Source organism: Martinezella rhizogenes, from assembly GCF_027460065.1.
GTDB classification, from domain to species: Bacteria; Pseudomonadota; Alphaproteobacteria; order Rhizobiales; family Rhizobiaceae; genus Agrobacterium; species Agrobacterium rhizogenes_C.
In genome coordinates this window covers 67,566-93,730 of record NZ_JAPYZZ010000009.1, presented here as the reverse complement: position 1 = coordinate 93,730, position 26,165 = coordinate 67,566, and the positions used below count along the sequence as shown (strand labels likewise).

Annotated in this window: 21 protein-coding genes; 12 read left to right on the top strand and 9 right to left on the bottom strand. The window is 59.6% G+C overall.

Annotated features, from left to right (window positions below; genetic code table 11):
- The first annotated feature begins 174 nt into the window (after window positions 1–174).
- Window positions 175–1,908 (top strand): methyl-accepting chemotaxis protein, encoded by a 1,734-nt coding sequence (locus tag O8B93_RS15885; RefSeq protein ID WP_269710895.1) that lies wholly within the window; start codon window positions 175–177, stop codon window positions 1,906–1,908.
- A 78-nt stretch (window positions 1,909–1,986) separates the two neighbouring features.
- On the opposite strand, the gene O8B93_RS15880 is transcribed toward O8B93_RS15885, so the two are convergent.
- The 8 genes from O8B93_RS15880 to O8B93_RS15845 all read right to left on the bottom strand — a co-directional run bounded on the left by O8B93_RS15880 (window position 1,987) and on the right by O8B93_RS15845 (window position 11,810).
- The gene (locus O8B93_RS15880) at window positions 1,987–3,297 is read right to left on the bottom strand and encodes an LLM class flavin-dependent oxidoreductase (RefSeq protein ID WP_269710894.1); all 1,311 of its coding nucleotides are present in this window, start codon (window positions 3,295–3,297) and stop codon (window positions 1,987–1,989) included.
- Window positions 3,298–3,323: 26 nt separating this feature from the next.
- The gene (locus O8B93_RS15875) at window positions 3,324–4,670 is read right to left on the bottom strand and encodes an MmgE/PrpD family protein (protein ID WP_269710893.1); all 1,347 of its coding nucleotides are present in this window, start codon (window positions 4,668–4,670) and stop codon (window positions 3,324–3,326) included.
- A 4-nt stretch (window positions 4,671–4,674) separates the two neighbouring features.
- Window positions 4,675–5,475, bottom strand: coding sequence for an amino acid ABC transporter ATP-binding protein (locus O8B93_RS15870; RefSeq protein ID WP_269710892.1), 801 nt, complete (start codon window positions 5,473–5,475; stop codon window positions 4,675–4,677).
- 12 nt (window positions 5,476–5,487) lie between these two features.
- Window positions 5,488–6,270 (bottom strand): amino acid ABC transporter permease, encoded by a 783-nt coding sequence (locus O8B93_RS15865; RefSeq protein ID WP_269710891.1) that lies wholly within the window; start codon window positions 6,268–6,270, stop codon window positions 5,488–5,490.
- On the bottom strand, window positions 6,267–7,010 hold the full coding sequence (locus tag O8B93_RS15860; RefSeq protein WP_269710890.1) for an amino acid ABC transporter permease: 744 nt from the start codon (window positions 7,008–7,010) through the stop codon (window positions 6,267–6,269). Before O8B93_RS15860 ends, O8B93_RS15865 begins: the two co-directional genes overlap by 4 nt.
- A gap of 185 nt (window positions 7,011–7,195) precedes the next feature.
- Window positions 7,196–8,035, bottom strand: a complete 840-nt coding sequence (locus O8B93_RS15855; protein ID WP_092771382.1) for a transporter substrate-binding domain-containing protein — start codon at window positions 8,033–8,035, stop codon at window positions 7,196–7,198.
- A 351-nt stretch (window positions 8,036–8,386) separates the two neighbouring features.
- Window positions 8,387–10,675 (bottom strand): NADP-dependent malic enzyme, encoded by a 2,289-nt coding sequence (locus O8B93_RS15850; RefSeq protein WP_269710889.1) that lies wholly within the window; start codon window positions 10,673–10,675, stop codon window positions 8,387–8,389.
- Window positions 10,676–10,835: 160 nt separating this feature from the next.
- Entirely contained in the window at window positions 10,836–11,810 is a 975-nt protein-coding gene (locus tag O8B93_RS15845) for a LysR family transcriptional regulator (RefSeq protein ID WP_269710888.1), read from the bottom strand.
- 326 nt (window positions 11,811–12,136) lie between these two features.
- Here O8B93_RS15845 and O8B93_RS15840 point away from each other — a divergent pair, with 326 nt between their 5' ends.
- The 11 genes from O8B93_RS15840 to queE all read left to right on the top strand — a co-directional run bounded on the left by O8B93_RS15840 (window position 12,137) and on the right by queE (window position 24,863).
- The gene (locus tag O8B93_RS15840; RefSeq protein WP_269710887.1) at window positions 12,137–14,566 is read left to right on the top strand and encodes a glucose/quinate/shikimate family membrane-bound PQQ-dependent dehydrogenase; all 2,430 of its coding nucleotides are present in this window, start codon (window positions 12,137–12,139) and stop codon (window positions 14,564–14,566) included.
- 280 nt (window positions 14,567–14,846) lie between these two features.
- Window positions 14,847–16,277, top strand: a complete 1,431-nt coding sequence (locus tag O8B93_RS15835) for a mannose-1-phosphate guanylyltransferase/mannose-6-phosphate isomerase (protein ID WP_269710886.1) — start codon at window positions 14,847–14,849, stop codon at window positions 16,275–16,277.
- Between the two features lie 339 nt (window positions 16,278–16,616).
- Entirely contained in the window at window positions 16,617–17,849 is a 1,233-nt protein-coding gene (locus tag O8B93_RS15830; RefSeq protein WP_269710885.1) for an ABC transporter substrate-binding protein, read from the top strand.
- 143 nt (window positions 17,850–17,992) lie between these two features.
- On the top strand, window positions 17,993–18,895 hold the full coding sequence (locus O8B93_RS15825) for a carbohydrate ABC transporter permease (RefSeq protein WP_142842667.1): 903 nt from the start codon (window positions 17,993–17,995) through the stop codon (window positions 18,893–18,895).
- On the top strand, window positions 18,888–19,829 hold the full coding sequence (locus O8B93_RS15820; protein ID WP_269710884.1) for a carbohydrate ABC transporter permease: 942 nt from the start codon (window positions 18,888–18,890) through the stop codon (window positions 19,827–19,829). Before O8B93_RS15825 ends, O8B93_RS15820 begins: the two co-directional genes overlap by 8 nt.
- 5 nt (window positions 19,830–19,834) lie before the next feature.
- Window positions 19,835–20,923, top strand: coding sequence for an ABC transporter ATP-binding protein (locus tag O8B93_RS15815; RefSeq protein WP_269710883.1), 1,089 nt, complete (start codon window positions 19,835–19,837; stop codon window positions 20,921–20,923).
- Window positions 20,924–20,978: 55 nt separating this feature from the next.
- On the top strand, window positions 20,979–21,743 hold the full coding sequence (locus O8B93_RS15810) for a sugar phosphate isomerase/epimerase family protein (protein WP_269710882.1): 765 nt from the start codon (window positions 20,979–20,981) through the stop codon (window positions 21,741–21,743).
- Between the two features lie 23 nt (window positions 21,744–21,766).
- On the top strand, window positions 21,767–22,900 hold the full coding sequence (locus O8B93_RS15805) for a Gfo/Idh/MocA family protein (protein WP_269710881.1): 1,134 nt from the start codon (window positions 21,767–21,769) through the stop codon (window positions 22,898–22,900).
- A 144-nt stretch (window positions 22,901–23,044) separates the two neighbouring features.
- Entirely contained in the window at window positions 23,045–23,755 is a 711-nt protein-coding gene (gene queC / locus O8B93_RS15800; protein WP_269710880.1) for a 7-cyano-7-deazaguanine synthase QueC, read from the top strand.
- Window positions 23,755–24,111 carry a 6-carboxytetrahydropterin synthase QueD gene (gene queD, locus O8B93_RS15795; RefSeq protein WP_269710879.1) on the top strand — a complete coding sequence of 119 codons (357 nt, stop codon included), beginning with the start codon at window positions 23,755–23,757 and terminating at the stop codon, window positions 24,109–24,111. Before queC ends, queD begins: the two co-directional genes overlap by 1 nt.
- Window positions 24,108–24,863 (top strand): 7-carboxy-7-deazaguanine synthase QueE, encoded by a 756-nt coding sequence (gene queE, locus O8B93_RS15790; RefSeq protein WP_269710878.1) that lies wholly within the window; start codon window positions 24,108–24,110, stop codon window positions 24,861–24,863. The genes queD and queE overlap by 4 nt, the downstream gene beginning before the upstream one ends.
- 241 nt (window positions 24,864–25,104) lie before the next feature.
- Here the strand turns inward: queE and O8B93_RS15785 are convergent, their stop codons facing one another.
- Complete coding sequence (locus tag O8B93_RS15785; protein ID WP_269710877.1) at window positions 25,105–26,154, bottom strand: Gfo/Idh/MocA family protein; 1,050 nt, start codon at window positions 26,152–26,154, stop codon at window positions 25,105–25,107.
- Between the last annotated feature and the right edge of the window lie 11 nt (window positions 26,155–26,165).

Below are 26,165 nucleotides of genomic sequence, written 5' to 3'. Positions count from 1 at the left end.
GGCAAAGCGTGTTGGCAGTTGATCGAGGTTGTGGAGCAATAGTTATAAGTCATCATTAATCGCAATTTAACCGTGCCCGGCTAGTTTCGCGTGCAGGCGGACTGACCGTTTTTCATCCTTATATTTCACGGGTGAAGCGGTCCGCATATTGGTTACTGTTGAGGGTTCAAGCATATGTCTCACTTTTCCAAATTTGGTCTGGACGCTTCTGCGGTGCTTGACGCGCTCAGCCGTTCACAGGCCATCATCGAGTTCGACCTGACCGGCAAGATTTTGAAAGCGAACGATAATTTCTGCAAGGCTGTCGGCTATCAGCCGTCTGAAATCGTTGGGCGCTCCCACAGCATATTCCTGTCTTCCGAAGATGCCGCCTCGCCGGAATACAAGTCGTTCTGGGCAAAGCTGTCGCGCGGCGAATATGATCAGGGTCAGTACCGGCGCCAAGCCAAAAATGGCGATGAAATCTGGATCGAAGCCTCTTACAATCCGGTGTTCCGTTTCGGTAAACCTTACAAGGTGGTCAAGATCGCAACCGATATCACCGTGATCAAGCGCAAGAGCGCCGAAGATGATGGCAAACTCGCCGCGCTCTCCCGGGCGCAGGCCATGATCGAATTTACGCCGGACGGAAAAATCCTCGGCGCCAACGAAAATTTCCTCGCGACGCTCGGTTACACGGCGGAAGAAGTCATCGGCAAACATCATTCGATCTTCTGCGAGCCCGCCTATGCCCAATCCCAGGATTACCGGGATTTCTGGAAGGAACTTGGCAAGGGCCATTTCTCGACCGGGCAGTTCATGCGACTTGGCAAAGATAACAAGCGGGTCTTCATTCAGGCTTCCTATAATCCCATCATCGATGACCGGGGTCGTGTCTTCAAGGTAGTGAAATTTGCTTTTGATGTGACGGACAGGGTGCATGCGGTCGAGGAGCTTGGGGCTGCGCTGGAGCGTCTGTCTCAATGCAATATCCGCGTCACGCTGGACAAACCCTTCGTCGGCGAATTCGAAAGGCTGCGGCAGGATTTCAACAAATCCATCGCCGAATTCCAGAAGACGCTGGAGAATGTTCTCGGTCAGACGGGTGACCTGACCCGCAGCAGTCAGGAAGTCAGCGAAGCCTCCGTCAATCTCGCCGAACGGTCGCGTGAGCAGGCGGTGGCGCTTGAGGAAACCTCGGCCGCACTCGAAGAAATTACCGCGACCGTTCGCTCCTCGACGGAAAACATGAAAGAGACGCGCAAACTCGTGCAGAGCGCGCGGGCTTCCACCGTTGCTTCCACCGAAGTCGTGGAGCGCACGGTCGATGCCATGCAGCGTATCGAGACGGCATCGCGGGAAATCAGCCAGATCATCGGCGTGATCGATGAAATCGCCTTCCAGACCAACCTTCTGGCGCTGAATGCCGGCGTGGAAGCCGCGCGTGCGGGCGAAGCTGGCAAGGGCTTTGCTGTGGTGGCACAGGAAGTGCGTGAACTCGCACAACGTTCGGCCAAGGCCGCCAAGGAAATCAAGGCGTTGATCAACAATTCCGGGACTGAAGTTCTGGAGGGCGTGAAGCTGGTCGGCGAGACCGGTGAGGCACTGAAGCAGATCGATTCACTGGTCCGGCACATTGACGGCAATGTCGACACGATTTCCAAGGCGGCGGACGAGCAGGCCGCCGGCATCAGCGAGATCAACAAGGCCGTCAACCGGTTGGACCGGATGACGCAGGAAAATGCGGCGATGAGCGCCCGCACGACGGTCATCAGCACGACGCTGGCACAGGGCGCCGATGCGTTGGCGCAGCTTGTCAGCCTGTTCAAGCTGAACCGCCGCACAACTCAGCGCGAAGACGGATCGTCCATACGGCCGGATACTGCAAATACCGCCCGGCGCGACCAGAGTTCCGCAAGGGCCGCATAAAAGAAGCGGGCGCCGGTCCGCTTTTCATGAACAGGATTTGGTGGATGCGGATGCCCTTGATCGGGCATCCGCATGCCGTTATCCCCGCAGGGTCGGTCGCGCGATACCGAGATGGTCACGCAGCGTCGAGCCCTCATAATCCTTGCGGAACAGGCCGCGCTCCTGCAGAAGCGGAACGACCTCGCGGTTGAATTCCTCCAGCCCGCCGGGGAAGAAGGGCGGCATGACGTTGAAGCCGTCCGCCGCACCGTTTTCGAACCATTCCTGCATCCGGTCAGCCACCTCTTTCGCCGTTCCCATGACAATGTGGTGGCCACGGCCCGCCGCGACGCGCAGCGCCAGTTCCCGGATCGTCAGCTTTTCGCGGCGTGCCAGTTCCGTCAGAAGCTCGGCGCGGCTGCGCAGCTGGTCGGAGATCGGCAGATCGGGCAGCGGACCGTCGAGATCGTAATCGGCAAGGCTGTGACCAATGCGTTCTTCAAGCAGCGGCATGGCGCTCTTGATGTCGGTCCAGCGGTTCAGCTCTTTCAGCTTTTCACCGGCTTCTTCGAAACTCCGGCCGATGATCGGCATGAAACCCGGCATGACGGCGACGCTTGCCGGATCGCGACCGAATTTCGCCACGCGGGTTTTAAGGCTGGTATAGAAGGCCTGCGCTTCGGAAATCGCCTGCTGGGCGGTGAAGACGATATCGGCGGTACGGGCGGCGAGATCCTGCCCCGGTCCCGAAGAGCCTGCCTGAATGAGAACGGGGTGCCCCTGCGGCGAGCGCGGAATATTGAGCGGACCCTTCACCGTGAAATATTTGCCTTCGTGGTCGAGGATATGGACCTTTTCCGGATCGACGTAGCGGCCCGCCTGCTTGTCCTTGATGAACGCGTCGTCATCCCAGCTGTCCCACAGGCCGCGCACCACGTTTACATATTCTTCCGCCACCGCATAACGCTCGTCATGCTCGGGATGGCTTTTGGAGAAATTCGCCGCCGTGCGGGCATAGGAAGTGGTGACGATATTCCACGCCGCGCGGCCATGGCTCAGATGGTCGATGGACGCAAAGGCACGGGCAGTGTGATAGGGCTCACCATAGGTGGTGGAGGCGGTGGCGGCGAGACCGATCTTGTCGGTCACCATGGCAAGCGCTGCCAGCAATGTCAGCGGCTCGAAACGGGCGATCATCGAGGGATGGGCGTCGACACCGCTGGTCAGGCCGTCGGCGAGAAAGACCATGTCGAATTTTGCGGCTTCCGCCATTTTCGTGACGCGGGTGAGCAGATCGAGATTCTCGCTGCCGGCCTCCGCATCGGGGTGACGCCAGCCCGAAACGTGGTGCCCGGCGCCCTGCAGGAAAAGGCCGAGATGCATCTGTCTTTTGCGGGTCGTATTGGTCATGGGGTCATGCCTTCATGTCGGTCGAGTTATATTTCAGTTATCAGAAGCGTTTCGAGCTTCCTGAGGTCGGCTGCGGTCTTCATGCTCCGCACCAGTGCCGGAATTCCGGCGAATTTTTCAGCGTCGCCGGTCGCGTCGGCGAATTTCTCCGTCGGATCGTCTATGCTCGGCAGGCCGTCGATACGGCGCGACAGCATCGTGCCGTCCTTTTTCGTCACGTCGATGACCACGAAACGGGTGGTCGGATCGGGCGAGAGGCGGCGGGCGGTCTCATCGTGCCGGCGCGAGACCTTTGCTGAAAGTGCGAGCAGATCGGCACGCGCCGGGCGTTCGTCGAAATGGCCGATGCCGAGTGCTCCGTCGGTCAGCGCGGCAGCAAAGACATATTCGGGGCTGAAACGCGCATCGATGCCGGTGGCGGGTGTGGCTGAGCCAACGAGGGCAGCATCGCCACCTGGCGGGAAGGTGATGGCGACCGTTTCAATTTCGTCCGGTGTCAGATCATCGGCGCTGTGCAGCGCCAATGCGCCGACGGCGACGGGGTGGGCGGCAGTGCAGCAGGGAAATGCCTTGAGGGTGAGCCCCGGTGAGACGATCTGCCAGGGTGCGCCCCAGCCGGAGAGAACCCGTTTCGGCTGCTCGGCGCCGAAGGCGAAGGCGGAGTAGAAGCCGATGGGGTTTTCCAGAAAATCCGGTGCGCCCTGAAAGCCTGATTGTGCCAGCCGCGCAGCGGTGAGGCCGGCGCGTGTGGCAAGCCCGGCGTGCAGCGGCTTGGCATCGAAGCCGAATTGCAGGCGAAGCCCGGCCGATTGCGTGGCCGCGAGTCCGAGTGCCACGGCCGTGGTCTGCGGGTCGAATTTCAGGAGATGGGCGATCGCCGCCGCAGCGCCAATGGGGCCGAGTGTGGCGGTGGCATGGAAGCCGTTTTCGTAGTGCTTGGTGCCGAGTGACAGGCCAATCCGCGCCATGGTTTCAAGCCCGACGATATAGGCGGCGATGAAGGCATCCGCCGTCGAACCGTCCTCGACCGCAACAGCCAGAAGGGCTGGAATGATGGCGACGGTGGGGTGGCCGCGCACGCTGCCATGGACATCGTCATAATCAAGCACATGGCCGGCATGGCCGTTGATGAGGGCGGCGGTAAAGGCATCCGTGCGCAGATCGTGGCCGATGATGCCGGCCGTGCCTTGCGTGCCTGACGTGAAGGTGTCGATCAGGATTTTCGTGCTTCTGTCGGCAGCGCCGCCCAGCACGCAGGCGAAAAAATCGATCAGCGCCGTGCGGGCGATGGTGACCGCCTCTTCATCGCGTAGCGGATCGGAAGCGGCGATGGCTTCGGCAAGATGAAGCGTGAGTTTTTCCTCTGCGGACATGGCGTCAGATCCCTTCACCGTCGGCCACCCGCGCCACCTGCCCGCCAAGACCCTTGACGAAAGCGTTGATGCGCGGATTGGTCGACCTGTAGAAGATGTGTTCGGGCGTGCCCTGATCGACGATCAGGCCGTTTTCGGTAAAGACGATATTATCGCTGATTTCCTCGGCAAAGCGCATTTCGTGGGTCACGAGAATGCTGGTCATGCCGTCATTGACGAGATCACGGATGACGGCGAGCACTTCGCCCACGGTTTCCGGGTCGAGCGCGGATGTGACTTCATCGAACAGCACCAGTTCCGGCCGCATGGCAAGCGCACGGGCAATCGCCACGCGCTGCTGCTGGCCACCGGAAAGCTGGCCGGGATAGGCATCGACCTTCTGGGAAAGACGGACCTTCTCCAGCAATTCCCGGGCATGGCGCTCGGCTTCCGCCTTCGGCGTGCCGAGGATTTTGATCGGTGCGATGGTGATGTTTTCCATGACCGTCAGATGCGGAAAGAGGTTGAACTGCTGGAACACGATGCCGATGCGCTTGCGCAGCGCGATGCGCTCAGCCTCGGTTTTCAGCTGGTCGACCCGGGTGCCGCCGACGGTGATCTTGCCGGATTGCGGAATGAGCAGGCCATTGATGCAGCGCAGGATCGTGGATTTGCCCGAGCCGGAAGGCCCGATGATGGAGACGGCGTCGCCCTTGTTGACGATGAGATCTATGCCTTTCAGAACCTGGTTATCACCGAAGGACAGGTGTATGCCTTCCAGTTCAACCAGAGCTTTTGCGGCGGCTTGTGGTGCGGGTGCGGACATGGCTTGTTCCAATCAGCGGGAAGCGAAGCGCCGCTCGAGGCGCTGCGTGAAACGGGAAACGGGATAGCAGAACAGGAAGAACGCCATCAAAACGGTGAGATAGACCACGACGGTGAAATCGTTGCGTTGCACGGCGGTGCTGGCGTCGGTCGCGGCATGCAGAAGCTCATGCACGCCAACCAGCGAGGCAAGCGCCGTGCCCATGGTGATCGAGGCATAAAGATTCATCCATGGCGGCAGCGAACGTTTCACGCATTGCGGCAGGATGATCCAGCGCAGCGTCTGGTTCCGGGAAAAGCCGAGACCCTGCGCCGCTTCCCATTGGGCGGTGGGGATGGACTGGATGGCACCGCGGGTGATTTCGGCGATATGGGCACTTGCCGGAATGGCTAGACCGACGACGGCCTTGATCCAGTCAGGGAAGGGAATGTAATTGCCGAAGGCGACGATCTCGAAAGGGAAGATGTAGGTCGCGGCGAAAATCAGCACCAGATGCGGGGCGTTGCGGAAGATTTGCACATAGGTGAGCGCCGGCGCCCGCACGAGGCGGTAAGGCGCGAGCTCCATGATGCCGAGCAGGACGCCGATGAAGGTGCCGATCGCGATTGCCAGAATGCTGATCAGCACATTCATCGCAAAACCCTTGGCCAGATAGGGCAGCCATTGCAGCAGCACCTGACCGAGCGAGGGATCGAGGATCAGCCACAGTACAACCGCAATCACCACGCCGAGCAGCAGAATGGTGCCGAAAGGCAGCTTCTTTGCCGCCCGCGTTTGAGAGACAACCGCGCTCATTGGCCGAACCCCGGAACCGCAAGGCGTCGTTCAAGCCAGAGACCGGCCCTTGCGACGATGAAATTGATGACACTGAAGAAGATGAGGATGACGAGCATCAATTCGACCACATTGTCGCGCTGGGTCCAGATCAGGATCGAGGCATAGGTGATTTCACCCACAGCAATCGCCGAGCCGACGGTGGTGAGCTTCACCAGATTGACGAGATTGTTGATGATCGAGGGCAGGGCAGTACGGATCGCCAGCGGAAACTCGACGTAACGCAAAATCTCCAGCGAACTGAAGCCGATGGCGCGCGCCGCCTCGATGGTGGTGGCCGGCACAGCTTCGATACCGCCGCGCAACGCTTCCGCATGGAAAGCGGCAATATGCAGCCCGGTGATGGCAACGACCCAGAAGAACGGCGTCAGCGGGTTGTTTTGCGCGCCGCCCAGCACGTTGGAAATCAGCATGTTGAGCACGAGGAAACCGCACATCAGCTGCACCAGTGTCGGCGTGTTGCGTGTCAGTTCGACATAGGCACGCACGGGGCCGGCGAGCCAGGTCTTGCCTGATGTCAGCATCGCCGCGAAAATGAAGCCGAATACGAGGCTGAGCGGCAAGGTAACGGCGACGAGGATGAGCGTCATCTTCATGCCATCAAGCCAGATCTGAACCTCGTAACCGCTGTTCAGAAAATCATAGTTGAGGCCGAGATGCGCGGCGAGTTCAATAAAGCGCGCTGTAAATGAATCCTGCATCGGAAATCCATGCTGTTTATTGCGGGTGCCGCCGGGCGGGCGGCGCCAGAATGGCCTGCCTTGCTATAAAGCAGAAAAGAACGGCAGGCGAAACCGGCCGTTCTTGAGGGGTGGCGTAAACGCCTTCGAGGCAGACGCCCGCCATCACGCTAAGGTGACGGGATGAGCCAGATTGCCCAGCCGCTTTATTGCGCGGCGGAAAGCTTCTTCTTCTGCTCTTCCATGTAGCCGATGCTCGGAAGGCGGTTGGCCTTGGCGAATTCGATCATTTTGCCGGAAGCGTGCAGCTCCTTGACTATCTTGTCGAGTGCGGCCTGCGTGTCGGCTTCACCCTTGCGCAGCCAGATGACAGAATCGGAAGGAATGAGATCGGTTGGGATCAGGATGCCGTAATCCTTCCACTCGTCGGCGCGATCCTGAAGCATCAGACTCAGCGTGCCGTTGACGTGAACCGAAACATCACAATTGCCGCCCTTCAGCGCCAAGAGCGATTCCGGCTGGCTCGGCAGCGCCTTCACCTGTGCGCCGTACTGCTCGATCAGCGGCTGCGTGTAGTTGGAGCCCTGCGAAACGCAGGCGATCTTGCCCTTCAAGTCCGACCAGTCCTTGATGCCACTGTCCTTGCGACCGATGGCGGCGCCACCCTGACGGTCATAGGGGGTCGGCACGTAATCAAGCGTTTTGGCGCGTTCTTCGGTGTATTGCATGTTGGCGATGAGAATATCGACCTTGCCCTGCTGCAGGAACTGCACGCGGTTGGGCGGGGTCACGGTTTCAGTGACCAATTCAACGCCGAGACCGGCGGCCAGCGCTTTGGCCACATCGATGTTGAGGCCCTTCTGTTCCTGCGTCTTCGGATCGATGAAGCCGAAAGGCGCGCCGGAAAGGATGACGCCGACGGTGAGCTTGCCGCGACCCTTGATGCGGTCAAGCGTTGCATCAGCGTGGGCGGCGGTGGCCATCGAAGCGATGACGACGGTTCCGGCAATGAGTTTTGCGGCAAATCTGGAAAAAGAGAGGGCCATGGGTATTTCCTTTTGAGTGTGGGTGGAAACTACATGAGGCACCCGCCGAGAGCGAGAATTGGCATTGCGCGAAAAATAGTATGAATAAAATTGCGTTCCAATAAAGCTTCTGATGCGAAAAAATATCCTACAAAAGGGAAATCGTAGAATCCTGTTCTTTGTTTTCGCTGCTTACTGACCGGTTCGCCAGATATGAGGCGATCGATTGCCGCTTGTTTCTTCTCCCCGTCGGGGAGAAGGTCGCGGCAGCGGGATGAGGGGGCGAGGGTAGTAATATACGGAAACGTTGCCCCCTCATCTGACCCTTCGGGCCATCTTCTCCCCGGCGGGGAGAAGAAACACGCCGCGACATCACCGTCCGGCGTTATAGGCTGCAATCGCCGCCATGTTGACGATATCGCTGTCCTTGGCACCCATTGAGGTGATCTGCACCGATTTGTCGAGGCCGACCAGAAGCGGACCGATGACGGTGGCACCACCCAGTTCCTGCAGCATCTTGGTGGAGATGGAGGCGGAATGGATGGCGGGCATGACCAGCACATTGGCCGCACCGGAAAGGCGGGCGAATGGATACTGGCTCTGCATGCGCTGATGGTTGAGCGCCACATCCGCCGACATCTCGCCGTCCACCTCGAAATTGACATTGCGCCTGTCGAGGATTTTTACCGCTTCGCGCACCTTGTCGGAGCGTTCGCCAACCGGCTGGCCGAAGGTGGAATAGGCAAGCATGGCGACGCGCGGCTCATAACCGAAACGGCGGGCGAGGCCGGCCGCCTCTTCCGCGATATCGGCAAGGTCTTCCGCAGTCGGCATGTCGTGCACGGCGGTATCGGCCACGAAGACGGTGCGGTTGCGGGAGACAACAAGCGAAACACCGATGACACGATGGCCGGGCTTGGTGTTGATGCAGCGGCGGATATCCTCCAGCGCCGTCGAATAATTGCGGGTCACGCCGGTCACCACGGCATCCGCATCGCCCATCGCCACCATGCAGGCGGCGAAGTGGTTGCGGTCATTGTGGATCAGGCGCTGCACGTCGCGCAGCAGGAAGCCGCCGCGCTGCAACCGAGCATAGAGATAATCGATATAGGCATCGACGCGGCTGGAGAGACGGGCATTGGTGATTTCGATATTGGCGCGGTCGAGATCGATGCCGGCGCGTTCCGCATTGGCCTTGATGATGTCGTCGCGGCCGAGCAGGATGGCGGTGCCAAGCCCTTGGGCGGTGAACGAAATCGCCGCGCGCATGACCTGTTCTTCTTCCGCCTCGGCAAAGACGACACGCTTGGGCGAGCGGCGCACGCGCTCGTAAAGGCGCTGCGTTGTCGAGGCCATCGGGTCGCGGCGAGCGGAAAGCTCGCGGGCATAGGCGTCGAGATCGGGTATTTCGCGCTGGGCGACGCCGGTGTCAATGGCAGCTTTGGCGACCGCCACCGGGATGGCCGAGATCAGGCGCGGATCGAACGGAACCGGAATGATATATTGCGGCCCGAAACGTGGGCGGTTGCCCTGATAGGCAGCGGCCACATCGTCGGGTACGTCCTCACGGGCAAGATCGGCCAGCGCCTGTGCAGCGGCAATCTTCATCGCATCGTTGATCTGGCGGGCACGCACATCGAGCGCGCCGCGGAAGATATAGGGGAAACCCAGAACGTTATTGACCTGGTTCGGGTAGTCGGAACGTCCGGTCGCCATGATGGCGTCGTCGCGGATACGTGACACTTCTTCCGGCGTGATTTCCGGGTCCGGATTTGCCATGGCGAAAATGATCGGCTTCGGCGCCATGGAGCGGATCATCTCTTCGGTGAAAGCGCCCTTCTGCGAGAGGCCGAACACCACATCCGCACCCTTCATGGCTTCCACCAGCGTGCGGTTATTGGTCTTCACCGCATGGGCGGATTTCCACTGGTTCATGCCTTCCGTTCGGCCCTGATAGATCACGCCCTTGGTATCGCAGAGCGTGATGTTTTCCGGGTTGAAACCCATGGCCTTGATGAGATCCATGCAGGCGATGGCCGCAGCGCCCGCGCCATTGCAGACCAGCTTCGTGGTCTTGAAGTCGCGGCCGGTCAGTTCGATGGCGTTGATAAGGCCGGCGGCGGCGATGATGGCGGTGCCGTGCTGGTCGTCATGGAAGACGGGAATGTCCATCAACTCGCGCAGGCGGCTTTCGATGATGAAACATTCCGGCGCCTTGATGTCTTCGAGATTGATGCCGCCGAAGGAGGGGCCGAGATAACGCACGCAATTGATGAACTCATCGGCGTCTTCGGTATCGACCTCAAGATCGATGGAATCGACATCGGCGAAACGCTTGAAGAGGACCGATTTGCCCTCCATGACCGGCTTGGAGGCGAGCGCACCGAGATTGCCGAGCCCGAGGATGGCGGTGCCGTTCGAGATGACGGCCACCATGTTGCCGCGCGTCGTGTAATCGTAAGCAGTCGCCGGATTTTCGGCGATGGCTTTCACCGGCACAGCAACACCGGGCGAATAGGCGAGCGACAGATCCCGCTGCGTTGCCATCGGCTTGGTCGGGGTGATTTCCAGTTTGCCCGGTCTGCCCTGCGCGTGGAAATCCAGGGCTTCCTGATCCGTAACCGATGTTCTTGTGCTGGCGGGTTTCGTCGTGTCGGACATGGGCTGAGCGTGCTTTCCTGTCGTTATCAGTATAAAAATATTCGCTGTTGTTATGGTATTTTTTGCACGCCTGCCAAGCCTTGAATGTTGTTCAGTGCAGCAAATTTAAGCGTGATGAAATTTACGGCCGATTCAATCGATTAAGTCCGCATGTTCGTTGTCAAAGGCTTGGCTGATAAGCCTGGCGGGCCATATTCACGAAGGCATCGACATGGAGGGCAAGCGGGCCGCGCCTGACAACCAGCACGCAGTCGGACCATGCGTCTGCACTGTCGAGCGGCACGCTGGCAATGCCGCGTGTGGAACGCGCGGTGCTTTCCGGCAGGATGGAAATGCCCGCACCGGCTTCCACCAGGGCGAGGATGGTATTGATGTTGGCGATACGCATGCCAATTTGCGGTTCGCAACCGGCATCCTCAAAAAGCGTGAGCGCGCTACTGCTCAGACCGAGGCCGATCTCGTCGATCGGCAGCAGCAGTTTTTCCCGCAAAATATCGCCAGCCGAAAGTCTGGGACTGGAGGCCAGCGGATGACGTTCCGACAGGGCAACGCACAGTTTCGAGCGGTCGAAGGGCATCGCCCTCAGAGTCTGTGGCAGCCGGGGGAGGGGTGCACGGATGAAGGCGACATCGGTCTTGCGCGTTTCCACCTGCTCGATCAGCTGTTCCATCGTCATGCCGGGCAAAAGTTCCAGCGTCACATCCCTGTGCTCATCACCATAGCGGGTGATCAGTGCCGGCAGCTTTCGCTCGGCCATGACACTGGTGCCGTAACCGATGCGCAGCGTGCCGAGCTCACCGCGCCGGATCTGCTGCGCCTTTTCGAGCGCGCCTTTGGTGCGGGCAAGGATTTCTTCCGCCTCGGTGAGCATGGATTGTCCCGCCGGGGTGAGTTCCACACCGCGATTGATGCGGTGAAAGAGTTTGAAGCCAAGGGTCTCCTCCAACTGCCGGATGCGCTGGGTAACGGCCGGCTGGGCGATGCCGAGCTGGAGGGCGGCGGCCCGAAAGTTTCTGGCCCTTGCGGCTTCCACGAATATGGTGAGCTGGCGTGTATCCATTGGTGAAGAGGTCTTTGTGTTGTCGGGCGCGGCGTGATATAAGCCTAGCTTATCAAAATTACCCGTCTTGCGCATTGTCATCTTGTCGCGGGCGACGTTATACCGCAGCCAGCGTTCAGAACGTCTTTCCCGCCCTTGCAGGCGAGGGCGATCCGGACCTGGGGGGATTTGTTCAAGCATACGTCCCGTCGTCCATTCGGCCGGCGGTAACCTGCAGTGAATGGGTCAAAAATGACGGTCACTACCGAAGTCTTCCCCACCATCGTTCCCCGTTCAGCCGCGCCGCCACCGGCGCATCTTCGTTTGACCGCATCGGCGTCGAACTGTTCGCGCTTTGCCGGACACTGAACGATCATCGGGCCTCAGCCTTTCGGGCGGCTCTTCTAAACGGACATTCATTCATGGGTAATCCAGCAATTTCATTGTCGCTCCCGGCCAGATTATGGCTGTCGGTGCTTGGCGCGGTCATCATCGCCGCGGGCCTGTTCTTCGCCATTGGCGGCTGGCAGCTCGTCGCCCTCGGTGGCAGCCCCTATTTCATCGCCGCAGGTCTTTCGCTCATCGTTTCGGGCCTGCTGATCCTGCTGCGCAAGCCTGCAGGCGCGCTTCTTTTCGGTCTCGTTTTCATCCTCACCGGCGTCTGGTCAGTTTGGGAAGCGGGCCTTCACTTCTGGCCGCTGATTTCCCGCCTGCTGGCCATCGGCGTGGGGGCAACCGTCGTTGCCCTGTCTTACCCGCTGCTGCGCCGCGCAGCCGGCAAAACGCCGGCATATGGCTCTTCTTTCGCGGTAGCCGCTGTTCTCGCCATCGCTTCCGGTGCCGGTTTTGCCGGCATGTTCGTGGCGCATCCGACCGTTGCCTTCAATGGCAAGCCGGCGGCGCTGACGCCGGTAACCCCGGAAACCGAGCAGAAGAACTGGGAACATTACGGCAATACTTCCGGTGGCAGCCGTTTCGTGGCACTTGACGAAATCACCCGAGACAACATCAAGAACCTCGAAGTCGCCTGGACCTACCACACCGGCGACACCCCGATCAGCCCCGGCGCCAACGGCGCGGAAGACCAGCAGACGCCGCTACAGGTGGGTGACACCGTGTTCCTGTGCACACCGCACAACAATGTCATCGCTCTCGATGCCGATACCGGAACCGAGAAGTGGAAGGCGGAAATCAATTCGAAATCCTCCGTCTGGATGCGTTGCCGTGGCCTTGCCTATTTCGATGCCAAAGCGCCGCTGCAGCAACCGACCGCTCCGGGCTCCACGCCCGTCACGCCGGCCGTGGTGGCCGAAGGCGCACTTTGCCAGCGCCGTATTCTGATGAACACCATCAATGCGGAACTTATCGCGCTTGATGCGGACACGGGCGCGTTTTGCCCTGACTTCGGCACGAATGGCCGCGTCGATCTGAAGATCGGCATGGGAGATGCGCCGGACCCGCAATATGTGCTGACCTCGGCACCCACGCTTGCCGGCACCACCGTCGTTGTCGGCGGCCGTATCGCCGATAACGTGCAGGTGGATATGCCCGGCGGCGTGATGCGCGGTTTCGACGTGGTCACCGGCGAGCTTCGCTGGGCTTTCGACCCCGGCAACCCTGACATCACCAAGCTGCCGCCTCCGGGCCAGACTTACACACGTTCCACACCGAATGTCTGGGCATCCATGTCCTACGACCCGGACCTGAACACGGTCTTCATGCCCGTCGGCAGCCCTTCGGTCGATCTTTATGGCGCGACACGCACACCACTCGACCATAAATATGGTGCCTCCATGCTGGCGCTCGACGCCACGACTGGCCGCGAAAAGTGGGTATACCAGACGGTTCATAACGACCTCTGGGATTTCGACGTGCCGATGCAGCCGAGCTTCATCGATTTCCCGAAGGCGGACGGAACCACCGTTCCGGCGCTCGCCTTTGGCACCAAGGCGGGGCAGATCTACGTGCTCGACCGTGCGACCGGCCAGCCGCTGACCAAGGTGGAAGAGGTTCCCGTCAAGGCTGCCAATATTCCCAACGAGCCTTATTCACCGACGCAGCCGCGTTCCGTCGGCATGCCGCAGATCGGTGCGCAGACGCTGACGGAAGCCGATATGTGGGGTGCGACCCCGTTCGACCAGCTTTTGTGCCGTATCGCCTTCAAGGGCATGCGTTATGAGGGTCTGTATACGGCACCCGGCACCGACCTCTCGCTCGCCTTCCCGGGTTCGCTGGGCGGCATGAACTGGGGCGGTCTTTCGACCGACCCGACCACCAACACCATCTTCGTCAATGACATGCGTCTTGGTCTGTGGATAGAGATGAAGGAAGCCGCCCCCACCAAGGCCGTTGCCAGCGGTGGCGAAAGCGTCAATACCGGCATGGGCGTCGTTCCGATGAAGGGCACGCCCTATGCGGTGAACAAGAACCGCTTCCTGTCGGCTCTCGGCATCCCATGCCAGGCTCCGCCCTATGGCACCATGACCGCGATCGACATGAAGACGCAGCAGATCAAGTGGCAGGTGCCGGTCGGCACCGTCGAGGATACGGGTCCGCTCGGCATCAAGATGGGCCTGCCGATCCCGATCGGCATGCCGACGCTCGGCGGCACGCTCGCCACCCAGGGCGGCCTCGTCTTCATCGCCGGCACGCAGGATTACTATCTGCGCGCCTTCGATACGGCGACCGGCAAGGAAGTCTGGAAGGCCCGCCTTCCGGTCGGCAGCCAGGGCGGCCCGATGAGCTACAAGTCTCCAAAGACCGGCAAGCAATATGTCGTCATCTCGGCCGGCGGTGCCCGCCAGTCTCCGGATCGTGGCGACTACGTCATCGCTTATGCGTTGCCTGACTGATCCTTGTGGCTCAACAGTTTGAAAAAGAAACCCCGGGAGATGATTCCGGGGTTTTTCTTTGTCTGCTTTCAGGATAACCGGCATTTTCGTGCGGAACCTCACAATCATCCTCGCGTTAGGAAAACAGGCCTGCCGGCAACACAGCGCCGTTCACCAAGCTTTCACAAGGCGAATTTATGAGCTTGAACTTGTCCGCCCGTGAACCGATGATGGCGGTATTTCGAAATATGTATATTGTCCGGCGCGCCGGGAAATTTTTTAGAGTTGGAAAGGTTTTGTTGTGAACGAACAATCTCGAAAGATCACGCCGGTTCTCCTTGCTGGCGGCGCCGGCTCGCGGCTTTGGCCGGTGTCTCGCGATCAGTTGCCCAAGCAGTTCCAGCCGCTGGTCGGCAATCTTTCGACCTATCAGCAGACTTTGAAGCGGGTCGGCGACAAGGGACTTTATTCGGAACCGCTGGTCATCACCAACGAGGATTTCCGTTTCTTCGCCCGCCGTCAGGCCGAAGAGATCGACCTGCCGGCAACCGTGGTGCTGGAGCCCGCCCGCCGCGACAGCGCCGCCGCCATGGCCGCCGCCGCCGTGCTGGCCGAGCGCCGTGAGCCCGGCTGTCTGGTACTGGCGCTTGCCGCCGACCATGTGGTGCTGGATGCCGACAAGTTTTCCGACGCCGTGAAACTCGGCGCAAAAGCCGCCGATCAGGGCAATATCGTCGTTTTCGGCCTGGTGCCGACCGAGCCGCGCACTTCCTATGGTTATATCAAGCCAGGTGAGGCGATCGACGGTGAGGCCGATCTCAGCACCGTCGATGCCTTCGTGGAAAAGCCTGACGTGAAGACGGCGATCTCCTATCTGGAAAAAGGCTATCTATGGAACTCCGGTAACTTCCTGTTCCGCTCTGATGTGATGATCGCCGAGCTGAAGGCTTTTGCTCCGGAAATTCTGGCGGCGGTGACGCAGGCGGTAGAGCAATATGAAAGCGACCTCGGTTTTGTACGCCTGCATCAGGCAAGCTTCGAGGCTTCCCCCAAAAATTCCATCGATTACGCGGTGATCGAGAAGACAAAACGCATGGCTGTCGTGCACGGCCATTTCCGCTGGTCGGATATCGGCAGCTGGGACGCGATCTGGGAAATTGCCGACAAGCATGACAATGACAATGCGCTTGAGGGCGATGGCGTCTTCATCGATTCCGAGGGTTGCCTGATCCATTCCACACAATTGCTGACGACGGTGGTTGGTGCCAAGGATCTGGTGGTGGTGGCCACCAAGGACGCGGTTCTGGTGGTGCCCAAAAACCGGGTGCAGGATGTGAAGGGGCTGGTGGAAAAGCTGAAAGCCAGCGACCACGCGCCGCAGACGCAAAGCCACAAGCGCGTCTATCAGCCCTGGGGGTTCATCGAACACATGTATGTGGACGAGCGTTACCGGGTCGGCCACATCACCGTCGATCCTGGCCATCGCATCTCGTTCCAGAAACATTATCACCGCTCGGAACACTGGATCGTCGTCAAGGGCACGGCAACCGTGACGATGGGGGACGAGACGCGGCTGCTGACGGAAAACCAGTCGGTCTATATCCCGATCGGCCAGCCGCACCGGCTGGCAAATGAGGGCCAGATTCCGCTCGAACTCATCGAAATCCAGACCGGCGCCTATATTGGCGAGGATGACGTTATCCGCATCGAGGATGATTATAGACGGCAATAATATTGCCACCTCCGGTGAAACGGCATGATGAAGGCGAGGCGGATAACGGTCCGGCTCGCCTTTTCCGTTTCATGAGAAGAGCGCGTTCACGCAATGGGCAAAGGCATGGGAAAACATCGCCGCTTCCAGCCCTCGCCATCCTCATCATACGTCTCGAAAACGACTGGCATTGTATCGGGGCTACGCGGCGCTATCCCCTGTATCGCACCGGTTTTGCGCATTTCCCGACCGTTTGAAATGCCTCTCGGAGGCGGGCCGAGATTCGTATTTTAGGCGGTTGCCTAATCAAAAATCTTCGCATAGGTTCCAACTGTAACGTTTCAGTGAGGGAGGAGACTCATGCGAATGCGTGTTATTTCTGCGGCCTTTTTGGCCAGTGTCATGATTCCGGCGGGTATCGCCGGGGCCACCGATCTTGAGGTGACCCATTGGTGGACATCGGGCGGCGAAGCCGCAGCGGTGGCCGAGCTTGCCAAAGCTTTCGATGCGACCGGCAATAAATGGGTGGATGGCGCGATTGCCGGTTCGGGCGGCACGGCCCGGCCGATCATGATCAGCCGTATCACCGGCGGTGACCCGATGGGCGCCACCCAGTTCAACCATGGCCGGCAGGCGGAGGAACTGGTGCAGGCTGGCCTGATGCGCGATCTGTCCGACGTTGCCACCAAGGGCAACTGGAAAGAGGTCATCAAACCGGCAAGCCTGCTCGACAGCTGCACCATCGACGGCAAGATTTACTGCGCGCCGGTGAATATTCATTCCTGGCAATGGCTGTGGCTTTCCAACGCCGCCTTCAAGAAGGCTGGCGTTGAAGTTCCGAAGAACTGGACGGAATTTGTGGCGGCCGCACCGGCACTGAAAAAGGCCGGCATCCAGCCGCTCGCGCTTGGCGGGCAGGCGTGGCAGGCCAACGGTCTGTTCGACACGCTGACGCTTTCGATCGGCGGCAAGGACCTCTATCAGAAGGTCTATGGCGACAAGGATGCCGAGGCGGCAGCCGGTCCCGATATGGCGAAGATTTTCGCGGCGGCCGTCGAGGCGCGCGACATGGCCAAGGGCACCAATGTTCAGGACTGGAACCAGGCCACCAACCTGGTCATCACCGGCAAGGCTGGCGGCCAGATCATGGGTGACTGGGCGCAGGGCGAATTCCAGCTGGCCAATCAGAAGGCCGGGACGGATTATTCCTGCCTGCCGGGTCTTGGCCTCAATGACTACATCACCACCGGTGGTGACGCCTTTTATTTCCCGGTCCTGAAGGACGAGGCGAAAACCAAGGCGCAGGACGTGCTGGCTGAAACCATCGTCGATCCGAAAACCCAGGTCGCCTTCAACCTGAAGAAAGGCTCGCTGCCGATCCGTGGCGACGTCGATCTCAACGCCGCCAATGACTGCATGAAGAAGGGTCTGGCAATTCTGGCCAAGGGCAATGCGCTGACCAGCACCGACCAGCTGATTTCTGCCGATACGCAGAAACAGAAGGAGGATCTGATGGCCGAATTCTTCGCTGGCTCGATGTCGGCGGCAGATGGCCAGAAGCGCTTCGCGGACCTCATCGGTTCCGCTGACTGATTGTGATCTCTCCGGGTTGGGGAGCGGTTTACCGTTCCCCATTCCAACGTCCGGTCCGTGCAATATTCACCAGCACGGGCAGGGGTTTCATGCGGTGAGGTTTTTGCCTGACCGTTTACTGTAACGTTACAGGAGGAGGTAACATGGCAGGTCAAACGCGCTCCAGGCGTCCAAATCAGCTTTTTCGCAATCTCAATTCCAAGATTGCCTCCATTCCCATGATCTTGACCGCCATGGTGATCTTCCTCGGCGGCACGGTCTGGACGGTGATTTATTCCTTCACCAATTCCAAGCTTCTGCCACGGGCGAGCTTCATCGGTTTTGATCAGTATGAGCGGCTCTGGGCAGCACCACGCTGGATCGTTTCCATCCAGAATCTGGCGATCTATGGCATTTTGTCTTTGATCTTCAGTCTCGTCATCGGCTTCGTGCTGGCGGCGCTGATGGACCAGAAAATCCGGTTCGAGAACACCTTCCGCACCATTTTCCTTTATCCCTTTGCATTGTCCTTCATCGTTACCGGCCTTGTCTGGCAATGGCTGTTGAACCCGGAATTCGGCATCCAGTCCGTGGTTCGCTCGATGGGCTGGGAAAGCTTCACCTTCGATCCGCTCTATAATTCGCAGATCGTCATCTACGGCATCCTGATTGCGGCGCTCTGGCAGGGCACCGGGCTCGTCATGTGCCTGATGCTGGCGGGTCTTCGCGGCATAGACGAGGATATCTGGAAGGCAACGCGCGTTGACGGCATTCCCATGTGGAAGACCTATATCCTCATCATCATTCCCATGATGCGGCCGGTCTTCATCACCACCCTCGTCATCATCGCCAGCGGCATCGTCAAGGTTTACGATCTGGTGGTGGCGCAGACGAGCGGCGGGCCGGGCATCGCATCCGAAGTGCCGGCGAAATATGTCTATGACTACATGTTTCAGGCGCAGAACCTGGGGCAGGGCTTTGCCGCCTCGACCATGATGCTTCTGACTGTCGCGATCATCGTCATTCCATGGGCCTACCTCGAATTCGGAGGCAAGAAGCGTGGCTAATATCAGCACATTAAACACGGTCGTGGCCGCCACCGATGCGGCTGCCAAAGACCTTTCCGGCCCGCGCGGCAGGAAGCCGAGGAAAACCTTTTCCCGCCGCAACATCATTCTTTACGGCACGCTTTTCGTCGCTGCCGCCTATTACCTGCTGCCGCTTTACGTGATGGTCGTCACCTCGCTGAAGGGCATGCCGGAAATCCGGCTTGGCAATATTTTCGCACCGCCGGTGGAAATCACTTTCGAGCCATGGGTGAAAGCCTGGGCGAATGCCTGCACGGGCCTGAACTGTGACGGGCTTTCACGCGGCTTCTGGAATTCGGTGCGCATCCTCGTGCCTTCGGTGGTGATCTCGATCATCGTCGCCTCCGTCAGCGGCTATGCCATGGCGAACTGGAAGTTCAAGGGATCGGAACTGTTCTTCTCGATCCTCATCATCGGCGCCTTCATTCCCTATCAGGTGATGATCTATCCGATCGTCATCGTGCTGCGGGAAATGGGTGTTTATGGCACGCTGACCGGTCTCGTCATCGTGCACACCATCTTCGGCATGCCGATCCTGACGCTGCTGTTCCGCAATTATTTCGCCTCTTTGCCGGAAGAACTGTTCAAGGCGGCGCGCATTGATGGCGCCAATTTCTGGCAGATTTATTTCCGCATCATGCTGCCCATGTCGCTGCCGATCTTCGTTGTCGCGATGATCCTGCAGGTGACCGGCATCTGGAACGACTTCCTGTTCGGTGTGGTGTTCACGCGGCCGGAATATTACCCGATGACGGTGCAGCTCAATAATATCGTCAACTCCGTGCAGGGCGTGAAGGAATACAACGTCAACATGGCCGCAACCCTTCTGACGGGTGCCGTGCCGCTGATCGTTTATTTCGTTTCCGGCAGGCTTTTCGTCCGCGGCATTGCCGCAGGCGCAGTAAAAGGTTGAGCTATATGAACAAAAGCGTTTCCATCCGCGATCTATCCCTGTCCTTCGGTGCCGTTACCGTGCTGAAAGACCTCAATCTCGATATTTACGACGGCGAATTCCTCGTGCTGCTCGGCTCTTCCGGCTGCGGCAAGTCGACCCTTCTTAATTGCATCGCCGGCCTTCTGGAGCCAACCGACGGGCAAATCTTCATCAAGGACCGCAATGTCACCTGGGAGGAACCGAAGGATCGCGGCATCGGCATGGTGTTCCAGTCTTATGCGCTTTATCCGCAGATGACAGTGGAGAAAAACCTGTCCTTCGGTCTGCAGGTCGCCAAGGTGCCGAAAGAGGAAATCGAGCGGCGCGTCAAAAGAGCGGCGGGCATATTGCAGATCGAGCCGCTGCTGAAGCGCAAGCCGGCCGAGCTTTCGGGTGGCCAGCGCCAGCGCGTGGCGATCGGCCGGGCGCTGGTGCGGGATGTTGACGTGTTCCTGTTCGATGAACCGCTTTCCAACCTCGACGCCAAGCTGCGCTCGGAACTGCGCGTGGAAATCAAGCGGCTGCACCAGTCGCTGAAGAATACCATGATCTATGTGACGCACGACCAGATCGAGGCGCTGACGCTCGCGGACCGTATCGCCATCATGAAAAGCGGCGTCATCCAGCAGCTGGCCGATCCCGTCACCATTTACAACAAGCCGCGGAACCTCTTCGTCGCCGGTTTCATCGGCTCGCCATCGATGAATTTTCTGCGCGGTGAGTTGATCGAGAAGGACGGCAAAGTGGTCTTCACCACCAATGGCGTCACCTTCTCGCTGGATGGGTACCAGTCGGAAATGCCGCTCACTGCCGGCCGCGCCGTGGTTCTCGGCGTTCGTCCCGAACATGTGCGTGTCGATGCCGATATTCTCAGTGGCGAGGTGCATGAGGCGATCGTCGATATCGAGGAGCCGATGGGTGCCGACAATCTGATCTGGCTGAAACATGCCGGCCACACCATGTCGGTGCGCGTCGGTGGCCACAGGCGGTTTTCGCCCGGCACAAAGGTTCGCCTCGGCCTCGACCTGACCATGGCCTCGTTGTTCGACGCTGAGAGCGAGGAGCGGCTTTAGAGGCGCGACAATTCCCACACACTTTCCCAAGACCCAAATCTCTATGGAGGAGACAATGACAGAACTCGGTTTCCAGCTTTACAGCGCCCGCAATTTCCAGCCTTTTTCCAACATTCTGAAGAAGCTTTCGGCGGCGGGTTACAAACAGGTCGAAGGTTATGGCGCCATGTATGCCTCTCTGGATGATGCCGGTTTGAAGGGCCTGCGCGCCGAACTTGATGCCAATGGCCTTTCCATGCCAACAGGCCATTTCGGCCTCGATCTTCTGGAAGGCGATCCGAAAAAGGCGCTCAATATTGCCAAGGTTCTGGGTGTGGAGGCGATCTATTGCCCGTACCTGATGCCCGACCAGCGCCCGGCGGATGCCGCAGGCTGGTTCGCCTTCGGCAAGCGGCTGCAGGGAGCCGGCAAACCCTTCGTCGATGCCGGGCTGACCTTCGGCTGGCACAACCACGATTTCGAGTTCAAGGCGCTTGCCGATGGCTCCACCCCGCAGGAACAGATCTTTGCCGGCGGACCGGACCTGAAATGGGAAGCGGATATCGCCTGGATTATCAGAGGCAATGCCGATCCGCTCGCCTGGATCGAAAGCTACGGCAAGCGCATCACCGCCGTGCACGTAAAGGATATCGCACCATCTGGGGAAAACACCGATGAGGACGGCTGGGCGGATGTCGGCCATGGCACGGTGGACTGGAAGGGCCTTGTCGCGGCGCTTAAGGCCAAATCCGCCACGAAACATTTCGTGGTCGAACACGACAATCCAAAAGACATTGACCGGCTGATCACCCGCTCGATCGCCTCGTTCAAAACCTACTAAGTCTCACATTTCGGAGTTTCATCATGGCCAGAGATCTTGGCGTCGGCATCATCGGATGCGGCAACATCTCGTCTGCTTATTTCTCGCTGGCGCCGCTCTTCAAGGGCATCAAGGTGCTCGCCTGCGCCGACCTCAACCGCAATGCGGCGGAGCTGAGGGCGGAAGAATTTGGTGTTGTCGCTCAGTCCATCGAGGAGCTGCTCGCCAACAAGGACATCGACGTGGTGGTGAACCTCACCATTCCCGCCGCGCATTTTCCGGTGTCGAAAGCAGCGCTTGAGGCGGGCAAACACGTCTATTCGGAAAAGCCTTTGGTGCTGTCGCTCGAAGAGGGCGAGGAGTTGCGGCGCATCGCCCGCGAAAAGAAACTTTCCGTCGGCTGCGCGCCGGATACCTTCCTCGGTGGTGCGCATCAGCTTGCCCGGCAATATATCGATGACGGCAAGGTTGGCCGCATCACCTCAGGCACCTGCCATGTGATGAGCCCTGGCATGGAAATGTGGCACCCCAATCCGGGCTTCTTCTTCCTGAAGGGCGGCGGGCCGATCCTCGATCTAGGCCCCTATTATATCGCCAATCTCATCAACCTCATCGGCCCGGTCAAACGTGTCGGTGCGCTGACGACGATGGCAAACCCCACCCGCACGGTGACCAGCCAGCCGATGAATGGCGAGATCATTCCGGTGGAAACGCCGACCAATATCCACGCGCTTCTGGAATTCGTGAACGGCGCGACGATCACGCTTTCGGCCAGCTGGGATGTCTGGTCGCATCGCCACGCCAATATGGAGCTTTACGGCACGGAAGGCTCGATCTACGTGCCGGATCCGAACTTCTTCGGCGGGGTGGTGGAGGCCAGCGGCCGCGACAAGAACATCCAGCCGCTGGAAGACTGGGCGCATCCCTTCGGCATCGCCAATCAGGAAAGCCCGAACGGCCCGCGCGCCAATTACCGCACGGCCGGCCTTGCCGATATGGCAATTGCCATCCTTGAAGGTCGTGACGCCCGTTGCTCGCTGGATCGCTCCCTGCACGGCATTGATGTCATGACCTCGATCCTGAAGTCCGGCGAAGAGGGCCGCTTCATCGAGATGACGACCACCTGCACCCAGCCGGCCGCACTCGGCATTGAGGAGGCACAAGCGCTTCTACGCTGAGGCTTGGATGATCCGGAAAGCGGCGAAGGTGACTTCGCCGCTTTTCGTGTTTTCGCCACAGCCCTTCACAAATCCCGCGCTTTGGTTTAAAGCCGCGCCGTATCCGGTCGCAGCCCACCCGGTCAAAACAAGGGATCCAAATTTATGAAAACCATCGTCATCTGCTCCGGCGGATTGGACTCCGTTTCGCTTGCGCATAAAATCGCGGCGGAACATGAACTTCTCGCTCTCGTCTCCTTCGATTATGGCCAGCGCCACAGGAAGGAACTGGATTTTGCCGCCGATTGCGCCAAACGGCTCGGCGTGCCGCATCATATCATCGATATCAGAACCATCGGGGCGCATCTCACCGGTTCGGCGCTTACCGACGATATCGACGTGCCTGATGGCCATTATGCGGAGGAGACCATGCGCTCCACCGTGGTGCCGAACCGCAATGCCATCATGCTCACCATCGCTTTCGGACTGGCTGCCGCGCAGCAGGCGGATGCTGTGGCGATCGCCGTGCATGGCGGCGACCATTTCATCTATCCCGACTGCCGGCCGGGCTTCATCGACAGCTTCAATGCCATGCAGGCGCATGCGCTGGAAGGTTATGCCGATGTCACCCTGTTTGCGCCTTATGTCACGGTTTCCAAGGCGGCAATCGTTACCGATGCGGTGAAATACGGCACGCCGTTTGGCGAAACATGGTCCTGTTACAAGGGCGGCTTGCGTCATTGCGGTCGTTGCGGCACCTGCGTGGAGCGGCGCGAGGCCTTTCATCTGGCCGGTGTTACCGATCCGACTGATTACGAGGACCCGGACTTCTGGGTCGCCGCCACCCATGCCTTTGCGGCACAGGAGGTGCGCTGATGTTCCGCATTACCAAGGAATTTCAATTTTCCGCCTCGCATCAGCTGAAAAGCCTGCCGTCCGATCACCAGTGCAACCGTCTGCATGGCCATAATTACATCGTTGAGGTCGAACTGTCGGGCGAAGCCCTGAACGAGCACGGTTTCGTGCGCGACTATCACGAGCTTTCGCCGCTGAAGCGTTATATCGACGATCATTTCGACCATCGCCACCTGAACGACGTTCTCGGCCACGACCGGGTGACGGCGGAATATCTGGCGAAGCATTTTTATGAATGGTGCAAGGATCGCCTGCCGGAAACCAGCGCCGTGCGGGTCAGCGAAACCGCCAAGACCTGGGCGGAATACCGGCCATGACGGTGGCTGCACACAAGATTGCAGCAAAGGAAACCACAATCCGCATCAGCGAAATCTTCGGCCCGACCATTCAGGGAGAGGGTTTGCTGATTGGTCTGCCAACGGTTTTCGTGCGTACTGGCGGCTGCGATTACCGCTGTTCCTGGTGCGATACGCTGCATGCGGTCGACAGCGACTACCGCGACACGTGGAAACCGCTGTCGGTCGAGGCGATCTGGCAGGAGGTACGGCGGCTTTCGGGTGGTGTGCCGTTGACTGTGTCACTTTCAGGCGGCAATCCGGCTATCCAGCCGCTCGGGCCCTTGATTGTCAGAGGGCAGGACGAGGGGTATCGCTTCGCGCTGGAAACGCAGGGCAGCATCGCGAAAGATTGGTTTGCCGATCTCGACCATCTGGTTTTAAGCCCCAAGCCGCCATCAAGCGGTATGGAAACGGACTGGCGGGCTTTCGAGGACTGTCTTGCCGCCGCCGGCGAGGGGCCGCAGGTGGCGCTGAAGATCGTGGTGTTCGACGATGCGGATTATGCCTATGCCAAGGCGGCATCCGCGCGCTTCCCGCATCTGCCCGTCTATCTCCAGCCCGGCAACCACACTCCACCGCCGCCGGATGATGACGACGCGCGTGTGGATATAGACGGGGTGATGGACCGGATGTTGTGGCTGGTGGATAAGGTCAGCGAAGACCGCTGGTTTTCAGCGCGCGTCCTGCCGCAGCTGCATGTTTTGCTGTGGGGGAACAAACGTGGGGTGTGAAGCTGCGCGCGCGTAAAATTCCACGCCGTAGTTTGCATCTTTAAGAAGCGCATAATGTATTGAGTGGGCGGAAGCCGCTTGTTTCTTCTCCCCGCCGGGGAGAAGTCCGCGGCAGCGGGATGAGGGGCAAGGGTGCGGCTTATCGCTGACGTTGCCCCCTCATCTGACCCTTCGGGCCATCTTCTCCCCGGCGGGGAGAAGAAACATGCGGCACCATTGTGCCGCATAACGCCCCTTTGCATCAAGCCGAAACAGCCACCTCACGCCGTTCCCGATCCGCGATGATCGATAGATCGAGCACCTTCTGCAGATTGGCGGCGTGGCGGAAGTCTGGATCGGCGGGGCCGCCTTCCATGACGGCCTTTGCGAATTTTTCGTAGTTCGTCGCCACCGGCTCCACATCGATCGTCTTCCAGATCGCCTTTTCCACATCCTCGCCGATGCAGGCACGCAGGCTGGAATAGTCGGGCGTGTGGATGACTTCGAGCGCACCCTTGTCGCCATGGATGCGCAGGCGGAGCTCGTTCAAGTGCCCCGTCGCCCAGCGGCTGGCATGGATGACGCCCATGGCGCCGTTTTCCAGTTCGGCGGTCATGGTGAAGCTGTCATTGGCGTCGAGGTCGTAGACGCCAATTTTATTGCCTTCATGTTTGTCGAAGGTCTTCAGCCGCGTGAAGATGCGTTCCACATCGCTGCCCGCGCCATAGGAGGCGAAGTCGAGAATGTGGATGCCGACATCGCCCAGCACGCCGTTAGAGCCATGCTTGGTGGAAAGCCGCCACAGCCACTTGCTCTCCGTCATCCAGTCGCCCCAGGCCTTGGAAACGAGCCAGCTCTGGAGATAGGAGGCTTCCAGATGGCGCACTTTGCCGATCTTGCCTGCCAGGACCATCTCGCGCGCCGCCTGCAGAGGTGCGACGTTGCGATAGGTGAGGTTGACCATGGCGACGAGGCCGGCTTTTTCGGCGGCATCGGCCATTTCGGCGGCCTTGGCGTAGTTTTCCGCCAGCGGCTTTTCGCAGAAGACATGCTTGCCGGCCGCCAGCAGTTTCAGGCTGGTGGGATGGTGGATGGCATCCGGCGTGACATTCGCCGCCGCATCGAATTCACCCCAGGCAATGGCGTCATCCAGCGAGGTGAAGGAGAGCGGGATGTTGTGGCGGAGCGCAAAGCCGCGCACCACCACGTCATCCACATCCACCGCCGCAACCAGTTCGACGCCAGCGATTTGCGAGAAATAAGTGGCATGGTTGTTGGCCATGCCGCCGGTTCCGAGAATGAGAAGTCTCATGCCAGTATCTC